10 protein-coding genes are annotated in these 14,160 nt (G+C 69.2%); 2 read left to right on the top strand and 8 right to left on the bottom strand.

Going from position 1 to position 14,160, the window contains the following annotated elements; all coding sequences use genetic code 11:
* Positions 1–401 precede the first annotated feature (401 nt).
* The 6 genes from AC0IW9_RS04870 to kdpF all read right to left on the bottom strand — a co-directional run bounded on the left by AC0IW9_RS04870 (position 402) and on the right by kdpF (position 8,368).
* The gene (locus AC0IW9_RS04870) at positions 402–1,070 is read right to left on the bottom strand and encodes a response regulator (RefSeq protein ID WP_471647084.1); all 669 of its coding nucleotides are present in this window, start codon (positions 1,068–1,070) and stop codon (positions 402–404) included.
* Positions 1,071–1,087: 17 nt separating this feature from the next.
* Complete coding sequence (locus AC0IW9_RS04865) at positions 1,088–3,754, bottom strand: ATP-binding protein (protein ID WP_471647083.1); 2,667 nt, start codon at positions 3,752–3,754, stop codon at positions 1,088–1,090.
* Between the two features lie 99 nt (positions 3,755–3,853).
* Positions 3,854–4,441 (bottom strand): potassium-transporting ATPase subunit KdpC, encoded by a 588-nt coding sequence (gene kdpC / locus AC0IW9_RS04860; RefSeq protein WP_471647082.1) that lies wholly within the window; start codon positions 4,439–4,441, stop codon positions 3,854–3,856.
* A 4-nt stretch (positions 4,442–4,445) separates the two neighbouring features.
* A complete protein-coding gene (gene kdpB, locus AC0IW9_RS04855; protein ID WP_471647081.1) occupies positions 4,446–6,524 on the bottom strand; it encodes a potassium-transporting ATPase subunit KdpB in 2,079 nt (692 codons plus the stop codon).
* Positions 6,525–6,535: 11 nt separating this feature from the next.
* Entirely contained in the window at positions 6,536–8,245 is a 1,710-nt protein-coding gene (gene kdpA, locus AC0IW9_RS04850; RefSeq protein ID WP_471647080.1) for a potassium-transporting ATPase subunit KdpA, read from the bottom strand.
* Positions 8,246–8,248: 3 nt separating this feature from the next.
* Positions 8,249–8,368, bottom strand: a complete 120-nt coding sequence (gene kdpF, locus AC0IW9_RS04845; protein ID WP_471647079.1) for a K(+)-transporting ATPase subunit F — start codon at positions 8,366–8,368, stop codon at positions 8,249–8,251.
* Positions 8,369–8,793: 425 nt separating this feature from the next.
* Here kdpF and AC0IW9_RS04840 point away from each other — a divergent pair, with 425 nt between their 5' ends.
* Positions 8,794–10,035: an ABC transporter substrate-binding protein gene (locus AC0IW9_RS04840; protein WP_471647078.1), complete on the top strand. Its 1,242-nt coding sequence runs from the start codon at positions 8,794–8,796 to the stop codon at positions 10,033–10,035.
* A gap of 105 nt (positions 10,036–10,140) precedes the next feature.
* On the opposite strand, the gene AC0IW9_RS04835 is transcribed toward AC0IW9_RS04840, so the two are convergent.
* Positions 10,141–11,334 (bottom strand): cobalamin-independent methionine synthase II family protein, encoded by a 1,194-nt coding sequence (locus tag AC0IW9_RS04835; RefSeq protein ID WP_471647077.1) that lies wholly within the window; start codon positions 11,332–11,334, stop codon positions 10,141–10,143.
* Positions 11,335–11,735: 401 nt separating this feature from the next.
* Here AC0IW9_RS04835 and AC0IW9_RS04830 point away from each other — a divergent pair, with 401 nt between their 5' ends.
* Positions 11,736–12,404: a transglycosylase SLT domain-containing protein gene (locus tag AC0IW9_RS04830; protein WP_471647076.1), complete on the top strand. Its 669-nt coding sequence runs from the start codon at positions 11,736–11,738 to the stop codon at positions 12,402–12,404.
* Positions 12,405–12,494: 90 nt separating this feature from the next.
* Here the strand turns inward: AC0IW9_RS04830 and AC0IW9_RS04825 are convergent, their stop codons facing one another.
* Positions 12,495–14,120 carry a flavin-containing monooxygenase gene (locus tag AC0IW9_RS04825; protein WP_471647075.1) on the bottom strand — a complete coding sequence of 542 codons (1,626 nt, stop codon included), beginning with the start codon at positions 14,118–14,120 and terminating at the stop codon, positions 12,495–12,497.
* Between the last annotated feature and the right edge of the window lie 40 nt (positions 14,121–14,160).

Raw genomic sequence — 14,160 nt, 5'->3', positions numbered from 1 at the left:
GCAGTTCGCTCGTTTACGCGATGATCCAGCGCTGATGCCGTGAGTCTTGGCAAACGAACATTGGCGCCGGAGGACGGCCCGGTCGGCGCCTCATGCGCCTGGCCTGCAACCGTGTGATTCCAACGCACCGAAGATGGGCATCGGGACCCTGGGACCCAAGCCGATCCGGGCCTCGGCTGCCTGCGCATCTCACCCGCCAGCCATGCCGGAAGGGCAGGGGTCCGGCCCTTGGCACCACTCGCCTGTCTCGTTGCAACGGGCACCGCCGAGCAAGCATGACGGAAGCACGCCATGCGGCCCGTCGCCCATGTCGCGGCGGCCGCCTGCGCGCAGACCGCCGCGGCGGTGCGGTCGGCCCGGACCAGACGGCGGAAGGTTGCCGTACCGCTCCAGAGTCGCTGCTATTCGAGCGTCCCGAAGCGGTAGCCGATCCCAGGCTCGGTCCGGATCAGTCCAGCCGCCGCGCCCAGCTTCTGCCGCAGGTGGCCGATGTAGACGCGCAGGTACTGCGCATCCTCGGCATGCGCCGGCCCCCAGACGGCCGACAGAAGCTGCCGCTGCGTGATCACCCGTCCGGGCATGCGCGCCAGGACCATCAGCAGATCCCATTCGCGGGGCGTCAGATGAAGCGGTTCCGGCGCGCCATCGATCCTTGCGGTGCGCTCCACCGCGTTGATTTCGAGCGGACCCATCCTGAAAACCGCAGGCTCCGCGGCGGCCGCGCTCGACGCGCGTCGCAGCGCCACACGCACCCGCGCCAGCAACTCCCCCAGGGCGAAGGGCTTCTCGATATAGTCCTCGGCGCCCGCATCGAGGGCAGTCACCTTTTCCGCCTCCTGGTCGCGGGCCGAGAGGACGATTATAGGCGCCTTGCTGAAGGCACGCAGGCGCGGAATGACCGCCTGCCCATCCAGGTCGGGCAACCCAAGGTCGAGCATCACTGCCGCCGGATTATGCGCGGCGGCCAAGCGTAGTCCCTCGGCCGCCGTCTCCGCCCGCAGCGTTGCATATCCCGCGGCTTCCAGGGCGGGACCGAGGAATCGATGGATCTGCGGCTCGTCGTCGATCACCAGGATGCGTGCTGGGCTCATGTGGGAAATCTCACTGTCAGCCGTGTGCCGTGCCCGTCCCGCACCGGACTCTCGGCGGCAATCCGCCCGCCCATGGCCGCGACCAGGCCTTGGCAGATGGAGAGGCCGAGGCCGGAGCCCGCCGCGATGCGGTCGGTACGGGTGGCGCGGTAGAAGGGGTCGAAGATGCGGCGCAGATCGGCCGGCGGAACCCCGGGTCCGTCATCCTCGACGTAGAGCACGATCTCGGGCCCATCGCGGAAGGCGCCCACCATGACCTGCCCGGCGGGGCCGGAGAATTTCAGCGCATTGTCGAGCAGGTTGCCGAGGACCTGGTCGAGCAGCACCGGGTCGATCCGCGGCTCCGGCAGCCGCGCCGGGAAATCCCGCCGGATGCGGCGCGTACCGGATCCCTCGGCCCGACTGGTGGCAACCTCAAGCGCTTCGGCGGCATCCACCGGCTCGCGGCGCGGTTTGATTTCGCCGGCTTCGACACGCACCATGTCGAGAATATTGGAAAGGAAGCGCCCCATCCGTGCAGCCTCCTCGACAACCGTTGTCAGCAGGTCGGCGCGCGTCGCCTCCGGCAGCCGCTCGCCGTTCTCGCGCAGCGTCTCGGCCGCACCGCGGATGGTGGTGAGGGGGGTGCGAAGATCGTGCCCCAGGGACGTCAACAGGGCGGTGCGCAGCGCCTCCGTCTCCGCCCGCGCGGCACCGCGTGCCCGCTCCTCCATCAACTGCGCCCGCTCGATGGCGACCGCGGCTTGGTCGACGAGGGCGGTCACCGCCCGGCTGCGTTCCGCGTCGAGCTCGCCCGTCTCGGCATGCTGCAAGCCGATCAGGCCGACGATGCCGCGGGCGGTCCGCATCGGCCGGAACTGCCAGCCCACGGCAGGCAGGGTATCCGTGCCACTTCCCGTCGCCCGGCCATGCACGAAAGCCCAGCGTGCCGCCGCCATGGATGCCTCGTCCGGCTCCGCCTCGACAGGCCGGGCGGCGCGAACGACCAGCTCCGGCGGCGCCTCCGGCAGGCCGTCCGGCAAAGGCATCAGCACGCAGGCGGCCCGGCCCGTCACGCGCCCCGCCTCCTCCGCAACCGCGGTCTGCAGGTCGCCGAGCGTGCCCGGCGCGCCGAGACGGCGGGAGAACTCGACGAGGCGCCTCAGGCTGAACAGCCGCGCCTGGGCGGCACGGACCGAGCGCCCGAGCCCGCCCGTGGTACCGACCAGCAGCAGGGCGACGAGGCTGAAGACGACGACGCCGACCACGTCCTGGGCGCTGGCGATGGTCAGCTCGTAGCGCGGTGGCAGGAACAGGAAGTTCCAGCACAGGAAGGACAGCAATGCGGCCAGCAGCGCCGGGGCAGGACCGGCCACGACGGCCGCCGCCACGATGGCGGCCAGGTAGACCATGCCCAGGGCGCCCTCGGGCACCACGCCATCCGTCGCCACGCCGACCGCGGTTGCGGCTCCGACGAAGGCGAGGACCGCTGTCCAGCCAATCCAGGCGGGCCATTCGCGGTCGCCCTTTGCGGGGCGTGGCGGCAGGGCTGGGTCGGGCACCAGATGCAGCGAGAATTCGGTCGCCTGCCGTAGCAGCGCCGCCGCAAGGGTTCGTCCGGTGAGCCGACGCCACCAGATGGATCGGCCGCGGCCAAGAACGAGATGGGTGGCGTTCCGGGCGCGGGCGCAGGCCAGGATGGCGGACGGCAGATCGGCGGCGACGACGGTCTCCACCTCGGCACCCAGCGATTCGGCCAGGCGCAAGGCCGGCCCGGGATCGCTTCCTGCGACCCCGGGCCGCTCGACATGCAGCACGAGGAGCGAGGCACGCAGCGCATCGGCAATACGCCGGGCCTGCCGCACCACCGTCTCGGCGACCGCATCGGCGCCGACCAATGCCAGCACCCTTTCGCCGGCCGGCCACGGACCCGCGATGGCATTGGCACGCATGTAGCCGCTGAGATCGGCATCCACCCGCTCGGCGGTCCGGCGCAGCGCGAGTTCGCGCAGTGCCGCGAGGTTGCCCTCCCGGAAGAAGCCCTTCAGGGCGCGCTCGGCCTGCTCCTTCCGGTAGACGCGGCCCTGGCGCATGCGTTCCAGCAGTTCGGCGGGCGGGATGTCGATCAGCTCGATCGCATCCGCCTCGGCCAGCACGCGGTCGGGCACCGTCTCGGTGACGCGCACGCCGGTGATGCGGGCGACGACGTCGGAGAGGCTCTCGAGGTGCTGGACATTCATGGTGGTCCAGACCTCGATCCCGCCCTGGCGCAGCTCCTCCACATCCATCCAGCGCTTGGGGTGGCGGCTGCCGGGGGCATTGCTATGGGCCAGTTCGTCCAGCAGCAGGATCTGCGGACGGCGCGCCAGGGCCCCGTCGAGGTCGAATTCCTCGAGCGCCTGGCTGCGGTAGTCGAGCCGAGCGCGTGGCAGGATCTCGAGCTCGCCGATCTGCGCCGCCGTCTCGGCCCGCCCATGCGTCTCGGCCAGCCCCACCACGACCTCGGCCCCGCCCAGGTGCCGCCGCCGCGCCTGCACCAGCATCTCGAAGGTCTTGCCGACTCCCGGCGCGGCACCGAGGAAGACCTTCAGCCTGCCGCGGCCCTCGCGGGCCGCAAGGGCCAGCAATACGTCGGGATCGGGCCGGGACGGGTCGCGGTCGTCGGACAGGGGGGCGGGCGGCATGGCGCGAGCATACTCCTGCACGGCGACTCAATTCATGCCGGCCTGCAAGCCGACGACAGGCCAGCCGGCTTCCAGGGCGGCGGCGAAGCCCGCCCGCCTTCACCGCAAGGCGTCGAGCGCCAGGTTGAGGCGCAGGACATTGACCCGCGGCTCGCCGAACAGGCCGAGCTCACGGCCCCTGACCTGGCCCGCGACCAGCGCCCGGACCCTGTCCTCCGGCAGGCCGCGGGCCGCGGCGACGGGGGCCACCTGGCGCAGGGCATTGGCGGGGCTGATGTCCGGATCCAGGCCGGAGCCCGAGGCGGTCGCGGCATCCGCCGGCACCGGCGCAGGCCCCGCCGCCGCAACCCGCGCCGTCACGGCGGCCAGCAGGCTCCCGCTGGTCGGTCCCAGTTGCGAAGCGGCCGAGGCGGCGGCGTTGTAGGGTGCGGCGCGCGTGCTGCCTTCCTGCTGTGGATCGGCCTCGGTCGTGGCCGAGGGCCGGCCGTGGAAGAAGCCCTCGCCGGTGAAGCTCTGGCCGATCAGCGCCGAACCGACGGTCTTGCCGTCCCGCTCGACCAGGCTGCCATTGGCCTGGTGCGGAAAGGCAAGCTGGGCGACGCCGGTCATGGCGAGCGGCAGGGCGAGGCCGGTGAGCAGGGTGAAGCCGACAACCATGACGACGGCCGGGCGCAGAATGGTGTTCATGGCGTCAGATCGTCCCGAACAGGGTGAGGGCAAGGTCGATGAGCTTGATGCCGAGGAAAGGCGCCGCCACGCCGCCGAGGCCGTAAACCAACAGGTTGCGTCGCAGCAGGGCGGCGGCGCCCACGGGCGTGTAGCGCACGCCACGCAGCGCGATCGGCACCAGCCCCACGATGATCAGCGCGTTGAAGATCACCGCCGACAGAATGGCGCTCTCGGGGCTGGCGAGGTGCATGACGTTCAGCGCCTGCAACTCCGGATAGGAGGCGACGAAGATCGCCGGCAGGATGGCAAAGTACTTCGCCACGTCATTGGCGATCGAGAAGGTGGTCAGCGCACCACGGGTGATGAGCAACTGCTTGCCGATCTCCACAACCTCGATCAGCTTGGTCGGGTCGCTGTCGAGGTCGACCATGTTGCCCGCCTCGCGCGCGGCCTGGGTGCCGGTCTGCATGGCCAGCCCGACATCGGCCTGGGCGAGAGCCGGAGCGTCGTTGGTGCCGTCGCCGGCCATCGCCACCAACCGACCCTCGGCCTGCGCGGCGCGGATGTAGCCGAGCTTGTCCTCGGGCGTGGCCTCGGCGATGAAGTCGTCCACCCCCGCCTCCGCCGCGATGGCCGCGGCGGTCAGGCGGTTGTCGCCGGTGACCATGACCGTGCGGATGCCCATCCGGCGAAGCGCGGCGAAGCGTTCCCGGATGGCGGGCTTGACGATGTCCTTCAGCTCGATGGCGCCGAGCAGGCGACCATCCTTCGCCACGGCGAGCGGCGTACCGCCAGAGCGGGCGATCCGGTCCACGGCCTGGGCCAGGGCGGGGGAAGGCGGGGCGGCAATGGCCTGCATGAGGCTGTCGACGGCACCCTTGCGGTAGCTGGCGCCGTCCAGGTCCAGGCCGGAAAGGCGGGTCTGCGCGGTGAAGGGCACGACCCTGGCACCGGGCGGCAGGGCCGGGGCCGTCACGCCATGACGGTCCCGCGCGAAGGCGAGGATGGAGCGTCCCTCGGGCGTATCATCGGCCAGCGAGGACAGGACCGCCGCCTCGGCCAGCTCCCGCTCGGAAGCCCCCGGCGCCGGGATGAAGGCCGCGGCCTGGCGGTTGCCGAGGGTGATGGTGCCGGTCTTGTCCAGCAGCAGCACGTCGACGTCGCCGGCGGCCTCCACCGCCCGGCCGCTCGTCGCCATGACGTTGAAGCGCACGAGGCGGTCCATGCCGGCGATGCCGATGGCCGAGAGCAGGCCACCGATGGTGGTCGGGATCAGGGTGATCAGCAGTGCCGCCAGCACGGTGACGGAGGGCGGCTGGCCATTCCAGCTCGCCAGGCCGACGAGGGTCGCCACCGCGACCAGGAAGATGATCGTCATGCCGGCCAGCAGGATGTCGAGCGCGATCTCGTTCGGCGTCTTCTGCCGCGACGCACCCTCGACCAGGGCAATCATGCGGTCGAGGAAGGTGCTACCCGGCGTGGCGGTGATGCGCACCACCAGCCAGTCGGAGACCACCAGCGTGCCGCCGGTGACGGCGCTGCGGTCGCCGCCGGACTCGCGGATGACCGGGGCGCTCTCGCCCGTCACCGCCGCCTCGTTCACCGAGGCGATGCCTTCGACCACCTCGCCATCGGAAGGGATCAGGTCGCCGGCCTCGACCAGCACGAGGTCGCCCACCCGGAGTTCCGTCGCCGCCCGCGGCTGCCACAGCGCATGGTCGTCCGGCCGCAGGAGCAGCTTGGCCTGGGCCTCGGTACGGGCGCGGCGCAGGCTCTCGGCGCGCGCCCTGCCGCGGCCCTCGGCGACGGCTTCGGCGAAGGTGGCGAACAGAACCGTCAGCCAGAGCCAGGCGGCGATGGCGGTGGGGAAGCCCCAGGCACCCCCCATCACCATGGCTTCGACGGCAAGCGCGGTGACCAGCGCCGAGACCGCCTCGGTGGTGAAGATGACGGGGTTCCGGAGCAGGGTCCGCGGGTTCAGCTTGCGCAGGGCATCGAGCGCGGCGCGGGAGAGAATGGCGCGGTTCAGGAAGGCGGCGCCGGCGCCGCGCGAGGACCGGGTGGCCTCGCCCTGGTGCAGCGGCTGGGAAATGTCGGGCATGTCGTTGGACCTCAATAGGTCTTGGCCGCGAGCAGCACGAAGTGCTCCGCCAATGGGCCGAGGGCGAGGGAGGGGAGGAACTGCAGGCCGCCAAGGATGAGGATCATCCCGGCAAGCAGCCCCGCGAAGAGCGGCGTATCCGTCGGCAAGGTGCCCGCACTCTCGGGAAGCTTGAGCTTGGCCGCGAGCGAGCCGGCGATGGCCATGACCGGCACGACATAGGCGAAGCGGCCGAGCAGCATGGCGATGCCGAGCGTGGTGTCGAGCCAGGGCGTATCGGCGCTGAGCCCGCCGAAGGCCGAGCCGTTGTTTCCGGCCGCCGAGGTATAGGCATAGAGCATCTCGGTCAGCCCATGCGGCCCCTGGTTGGCGAGCGAGGAAAGCGCCGCGGGCAGCATCATCGAGACGGCGGCGAAGCCGAGGATGGAGGCCGGCAGGACCAGGACGGCCAGCATCGCCAGCTTGACCTCGCGCGCCTGGACCTTCTTGCCGAGGAATTCCGGTGTGCGGCCGACCATCAGCCCGGCGATGAAGACCGCGAGCAGCACGAAGACCAGCATGCCATAGAGACCCGAGCCGACACCTCCCGGCAGCACCTCGCCCAGCTGGATCAGGAACAGCGGTACCATGCCGCCGAGCGGGGTGAAGCTGTCGAACATGGCATTCACCGCACCGCAGGAGGCGCCGGTCGTGGTCGCCGTGAACAGCGCCACCAGCGCCTGGCCGAAGCGGACGTCCTTGCCTTCCATGTTGCCGAGTGCCGGATCAAGGCCCGCCGCGAGGTGCAGGGGATTGCCGGCGGCCTCAGCCGCGTAGATCGCGGCAGTCGCGGCAAGGACGAAGCCGAGCATGACTGCGAGCAGGACCCAGCCCTGGCGGCGGTTGCCGACGATGGCACCGAAGCTGAGGCAGAGCGCGAAGGGGATGAGCGCCTGGCACCAGATCTGCAGTGCGGTGGCGATCGCATCCGGCCCTTCGAAGGGATGCAGCGAATTCACCCCGAAGAAGCCGCCGCCATTGGTGCCGAGATGCTTGATGGCGACCTGGAAGGCGACCGGTCCGAGCGGGATGGTCTGGGTGCCGCCGTCCAAGGTCATCGCAGTGGCGTAGTCGCCAAGCGTCTGCGGCATGCCGAGCGCGACGAAGGCGAGGCCCACCACGACCGAGAGCGGCAGCAGGACGTAGAGCGTGATGCGGGTGAGATCGGCCCAGAAATTGCCGAGGTGCGACAGCTTGCCCGCAGCGAAGGCACGCGACAGCGCGAGGGCGAGTGCGATGCCCGTGGCCGCCGAGACGAAGTTCTGGACGGTGAACCCGGCCATCTGGCTGAGGTAGGAAGCAGCCGACTCGCCGCCGTACGCCTGCCAGTTGGTATTGGTGACGAAGCTGACGGCGGTATTGAAGGCCAGGTAGGGCGACATGCCGCCGAAGCCCCGCGGGTTGAGGGGCAGCACTCCCTGCAGTCGCAGGATGGCATAGAGCAGGGCGAAGCCCGCCGCGCTGAAGGCCAGCATGGAACAGGCATAGGCCTTCCAGTCCTGGCCGCGTGCGGGATCGACGCCCGCGGCGGCATAGAGACCCCGCTCCAGCGGACTGAGCAGGGGATGCAGGACTGTGCGCTCGCCCGCGGCGACACGGGCGATGAAGCGCCCGAGCGGCACGGCCGCCGCAAGCACGCCGGCAAGGACCAGCGCGATCTGCGCCCAACCGAGAAGCGTCATGGCTCAGAGGTCCTCGGGACGCAGCAGCGCCCACAGCAGGTAGAACAGCAGGGCGGCGGAGACGGCCCCGCCGAGGATCAGGTCGAGCATGGCGGTCTCAGACCCGTTCGCAGCCGGCCGCATAGGCAGCGAGCAGTGCGAAGGTGCCAAGGCCAAGGACGAGGAGGATGAGGTCGAGCATGGATGCCTCGGAACTGGGTTGCCCTCGATCCGTAGGCGATCGCCGCGTAAAGGCTCTATGTGAGATACCGGCGGCCCGCGTAAAAAAGGCATAAACGCAGGCCTGCGGTTGCCAGGCTTCCTTGGTACTTGGCGACCGATTTCCACACGGCGCCCTGCCGCCAGAAGCGTGACGATCCGCGTTGACGGTCCCGTCCAGCCTTGTTGCGCGACAGGCCGTATCCACGCATGCCGAGCCATCGCCGCGCTCGCGCGCTGGCTGGGTGGACGAGGCAGCCGTTCCGAATGGGAACCTCGTCAAGGCCTCCAACAGCCTCTAGAAGACGCGCCGATCCGCGGTCATGAACCGCCTTTGGGAGAACGACGTCATGGTCCTGAATCGCCGCACGCTGCTGGGCGCCGCACCCTTGGTCGGACTACTGCCGCAACGGCGCAGCCTGGCGCAATCCGCCAATGGGTTGATCCGCCTCGGCGCGCTCACCGACATGTCCGGCACCTACCGTGACGTGGAAGGCCCCACCGGGACGGCCTGCGTCCAGCAAGCGGTCGCGGAAATCATGGCCGAGACTCCCGGCCTCCAGGTCGAGATCGTCAGCGCGGACCATCAGAATCGTCCCGATGTCGCCAGCGCCATCGTGCGCGAGTGGTTCGACCGCGGCGCGGTCGATGCCCTGGTGCAGGTCGGCAATACCGCCGTCGCCCTGGCCGCGAATACCGTCGCGCGGGAGAAGGACAAGGTGCATCTGAACACCGGGGCATTGTCCTCGGTGCTGACCGGTGCGCAGTGCTCGCCCAACCTCGTCCATGGTCCGCTCGATACCTGGAGCATGGGCCATGCGACGGCGACCGCCGTGACCAAGGCCGGCGGCGACACCTGGTTCTTCGTCACCGCCGACTATGCCTTCGGCCATGCCCTGCAGGAGGATGCCTCGCAATTCGTGCGCGCCGCGGGTGGACGGGTGCTCGGTGCGGTCCGGCATCCTTTCCCCGGCACGACGGATTTCGCATCCTTCCTGCTGCAGGCGCAGTCGAGCCGGGCGAAGGTCATCGCCCTGGCGCATTCCGGCGGCGACCTGATCAATTGCATGAAGCAGACGCAGGAATTCGGCCTGACACGGCGCGGCACCAAGATCGCCGGGCTCGGCACCCTGATCACCGACGTCGTCGCCATGGGCCTGCCGCTCGCCCAGGGGCTGCTGATGACCGAAAGCTTCTACTGGGATCTCAACGACCGGACGCGTGCCTTCTACGCGCGGGTGAAGGGGCGGCTGGAACGGCCGACCATCCTGCCGAATTCGCTGCACGCCGGCGCCTATGCCGCCACGCTGCATTACCTGAAGACGGTCAGGGCCATGGGCGTGGCGGAGGCCAAGGCCTCCGGCCAGCGCACCGTCGCCGCCATGAAGGGCACGCCGACGGATGACGATGCCTTCGGCAAGGGAATGATCCGCGAGGACGGCCAGATGATCGCGCCGGTCCATCTCTTCCAGGTGAAGACGCAGGAGGAAAGCCGCGGCGCCGGCGACCTTCTCAAGCTGGTCGAGACGGTGCCGGCCGATCGGGCGTTCCGTCCCCTGGCGGATGGCGGCTGCCCGATGATCCGGGGCTGAGCGACAGGATGCGCCCGGGGGCTTCCCCCCGCGGCGCATCCGCCGCCGCCTCCGGCGCATCGATCGCCGGACCATGCGGGAAGCGTCCGTTGCAGAGCCAGCACATCAGGCGGTCTCCGCCTGCCGGCCTGCCGGAAACAGGCGCGCGGAGGCGATCTGCGCACCATCCCGCAAGGCCCGCAGCTTGCCCCATACGATATCCGAGGTCAGGCGGCCTCGCCCCGCCGCCGTATCGAAGCCGCAATCGGTGCCGGCCAATACCCGCGTCGGATCGCCGATGACGGCCGCGACCCTTTCGATGCGATCGGCAATCGTCTCGGGGTGCTCGATGAAATTGGTCAGTGTATCGACGACGCCGGCGACGAGGATCTGGTCGCTGGCAAGCGGCATGGTCTCGAACAGCCGGAATTCATGGGCATGCCGCGGATTGGCGAAGGGCAGGACGAAGCCGCCCACCTTGGCCTGCAGGATCACCGGCAGGATGTCGCGCAGCGGCACGTCGCTGTCGTGCGGGCCTTCGTAGTTGCCCCAGCAGACATGCAACCGGACGCGATCGCGCGGGATGTTGCGGATCGCGTGATTGATGGTGGCGACGACGCGCTCCCCGAAATCGATGAAATCCGCCAGGGGCCGGTCGCGGTAGGAGCAGTGCCGCTCGAGCGCCAGGTCGGGGCAATCGAGCTGCAGCAGGAAGCCATGCGCGACGATCGCCTCGTACTCGATCCGCAACGCCTCGCCGAGGGCCGCGAGATAGGCATCCTCCGTCGCGTAATGCCGGTTCTGGACGATGGCGGCGACGATGCCGGGCGAGGGCGCGGCGAGGAAGGCCTCGGTGAAGCGTCCCGCCACCGGCTGCAGCGCCTCGCGGAAGACGTTGCATTCGTCGACCATGACCTCGTCGTAGATATAGCTGACCTCGGCGACCGCCGCAGGCAGGAAGCTGGTATTGCTGACGGCTTCCTTGGCCGATGACTGCTCCAGGAATTGTGCCTTGAACTCGGGATAGCTGTCGATGTCCTGCCAGCCATGGCGGATGCCGCCTCCGCCCAGGCCGGTCAGCCGGTGGCGCAGATAGAGCGCGAAGGAATCGCGCTGCTGCTCGCCGTTGTTGATGACGTCGAGGCCGGCTTCGACCTGCTTCGGCACGATCGCCCGCACCGCGGCGCGGCCCGCCTCGGTGGCGACGGACTCGTCGATCTCCCGGCCCATGGAACGCTGTGCATAGAGCTTGGTGAGGGAGGGCGGACGCGGCAGGCTGCCGGTATGGGTTGTCAGGATCCGGGTCTCGCTGCGCTGCATCCTGGTCTTCCCCGCTTCTTGATCGCTACGACTGGTCGCCGAGTTTACGCAGAAGTGTGCCCAGCGGCCACCTGTCCATGCTTCGTGCAACAAGCCGCGTGCCAACCTGGCCGAGGCCATCCCGAATCCGCACCGATCGTCGACGCCGCACGAATGCACCACTGACCGAAGCGTGTTGTTGCCTCCCAGGAAGATGCCGATAAACCTGCACGCGGGCCTCGCAAGGCCCGGTTCACAAGCATCGGATGACGTCGTGATGAGGCTTTCTCATGAAGCTTAGCCTGGCAGCACTCCTCCTGCTGCTGCCAGCAATTGCTGAGGCATCCCCTCGTAGCGCACCTGCACCAGTGCCGGGCGATCTATGCATTGCCGCGATCGATGCGGCGGAGCGGCAGCACCGATTGCCGTCCCAACTCCTGCGAAGCATCGCCGTGGTGGAAAGCGGGCGGGCGGATCCCACCAATGGTCGCATCCTGCCCTGGCCCTGGACCATCAATGTCGCTGGCACGGGCCATGTCTTCGCCAGCCGCGACGAGGCCGTCGCCGCGGTCAAGGAATTCCAGGCGAGGGGCGTCAAATCCATCGATGTCGGCTGCGCCCAGGTGAACCTGATGTATCACCCGGCTGCCTTCGCATCGATCGAGACGGCCTTCGATCCCCAGGCCAATGCCCAATATGCCGCGCGCTTCCTGAAGACCCTCTATGCCGGCACCAGCAACTGGCCGCTGGCGGCCGCCGCCTATCATTCCCAGACCGCGGAGCGTGGCCATAGCTACGCACGCAAGGTCATGGCGATCTGGCCACTGGCCGCACGCTACGGTGGCTTGCCGACGCCCGCCGGGACCGCGGTTGCCGCGGCGGCCCCAACCACCGACTATTCCATGTACACGCCGGAATTCGCCGCGCGCCTGCGTCGGATGGACGAGGACAGGGCCAGGCATGGCGGCGCCGGCCCGCTCATCGAGACCGCGTGGGCGTTGCGGCTCCCCGGCTCGCTTGCACCAAGCGGTGGCGCGGCTTTGCCGCTGACGGCAGGCCGAAGTGCTCTCGCGATGCGGGACAGCCGCTAGCGGTCTGCCGCAGGATTTCGGCCGCCCCGGAAGGAGGCGGCCGAAGATCAAGCCAGGATCACCGCCGTGGCACGGCGCGACGACCGCCACTCAGTCGCTCAGCACGAAGCCCTTGTAGCCCTCTGCCGTCACCGTGTCGCAGATGGCGCGGTAGCGCGCCATGCCGCCGGCATAGGGCATGAACACCCGTGGCTTGCCCGGCACATTGGCGCCGAGGTACCAGGAGTGATGCGCCTGCGGCAGCAGGGTGACGGTCGCTGCCTCGTTCACCTTGCCGACCCAATCCGCCACCGCATCCTCGGTGGTCTCGACGCGTGCCAGGCCCTTGGCTCGCAGATGCGCGATGCAGTCGGTGATCCATTCGGCGTGCTGCTCGATGGCGACCGGCATGTTGCAGAGCACGGAAGGGCTGCCGGGCCCGGTGATGGTGAAGAGGTTGGGGAAGCCGGCGACCTGCAGCCCGAGGTAGTTGCGCGGCCCGGCCTCCCAGGCCTTGGCCAGGGGCAGGCCGCCGCGGCCCTCGATGTTGAGATTCAGCAGCGGGCCGGTCATCGCATCATAGCCGGTGGCGAAGACGATGATATCCAGCGGATACTCGGCATCCCTGGTGCGGAGGCAGGTGGGGGTGATGCGCTCGATCGGCGCCACCCGCACATTGACCAGCGAGACGTTGCTGCGGTTGAAGGTGGCGAAGTAGTCGGTATCGATCGGCGGGCGCTTGGCGGCATAGGGATGGTCGATATCGGCCAGCAGTTCAGCGGTCGCCGGATCCTTGACGATGCTGCGGATCTTGTTCTTGAGGAACTCGGCGGCGGTATCGTTCACCGACTTGTCCAGCAGCATGTCGCGGAAGACGCCGCGGAACTGCAGCCCGCCCTTGGCCCAGGCGGCTTCGTACAGCGCCTGGCGCTCCTCCGGCGTCACCTCATGGCCCGAGCGGTCCTCGATGAAGAAGGCCTGGCCATTGGTATTGGTATGCATGATCCGGCGGATCTCGGCGTGGTTCTCCTTGACCCAGGCCTTGAATTCCGGCGTCAACGGCGCGTTGTGCGCCGGCACGCTGTAATTGGCCGTGCGCTGGAAGACGGTGAGATGCGCCGCCGCCGCCGCAATCACCGGCGTCGCCTGGATGCCGGTGGAGCCGGTGCCGATCAGGCCGACGCGCTTGCCGGTAAAATCGACGCCCTCATGCGGCCATTGGCCGGTGTGGTACCAGTCGCCCTGGAATTCCTCGAGGCCCGGAAATTTCGGCACGTTCGCGGTGGACAGGCAGCCCACGGCGGTGATGAGGAATTGCGCAGTCAGCGTCTCGCCGGCCTCGGTCGTGACGGTCCAGCGGTTGGCGGCTTCGTCGTAGCGGGCGCCGACGACGCGGGTGCCGAAGCGGATATCCTTCCGCAGGTCGAAGCGATCCGCGACATGGTTGAGGTAGCGGCGGATCTCCGCATGGTCCGGATAGCGCTCGGACCATTCCCATTCCTCGAAGAGCTCCTTCGAGAAGGTATAGTTGTAGGCATGGCTTTCGGAATCGCAGCGGGCGCCGGGATAGCGGTTCCAGTACCAGGTGCCGCCGACGCCATCCCCGGCTTCCAGCACCTGGACCTTCAGCCCCAGCCGGTCCCGCAGGCAGAGCAGCTGGTACAGGCCGGCAAATCCGGCGCCGATGACGAGCGCGTCGAAGTCACGAACGGCGGGGGCGGGATTCATGTCGGGCATGGCGTGCCAATACTCCTCGGTTGATGGCGCATCGGGCATG

The organism is Belnapia sp. AC561 (assembly GCF_979252845.1).
The sequence above is the reverse complement of the archived record's forward strand: the minus strand, read 5'-3'. Positions and strand labels throughout refer to the sequence as shown.

Bases quoted from the DNA above. Each gene is read 5' to 3' on its own strand.
- AC0IW9_RS04865 (WP_471647083.1), bottom strand. From the start codon at position 3,754: ATGCCGCCCGCCCCCCTGTCCGACGACCGCGACCCGTCCCGGCCCGAT.
- AC0IW9_RS04840 (WP_471647078.1), top strand. From the start codon at position 8,794: ATGGTCCTGAATCGCCGCACGCTGCTGGGCGCCGCACCCTTGGTCGGA.
- AC0IW9_RS04825 (WP_471647075.1), bottom strand. From the start codon at position 14,120: ATGCCCGACATGAATCCCGCCCCCGCCGTTCGTGACTTCGACGCGCTC.
- kdpF (WP_471647079.1), bottom strand. From the start codon at position 8,368: ATGCGGCCGGCTGCGAACGGGTCTGAGACCGCCATGCTCGACCTGATC.
- AC0IW9_RS04835 (WP_471647077.1), bottom strand. From the start codon at position 11,334: ATGCAGCGCAGCGAGACCCGGATCCTGACAACCCATACCGGCAGCCTG.
- kdpA (WP_471647080.1), bottom strand. From the start codon at position 8,245: ATGACGCTTCTCGGTTGGGCGCAGATCGCGCTGGTCCTTGCCGGCGTG.
- kdpB (WP_471647081.1), bottom strand. From the start codon at position 6,524: ATGCCCGACATTTCCCAGCCGCTGCACCAGGGCGAGGCCACCCGGTCC.
- kdpC (WP_471647082.1), bottom strand. From the start codon at position 4,441: ATGAACACCATTCTGCGCCCGGCCGTCGTCATGGTTGTCGGCTTCACC.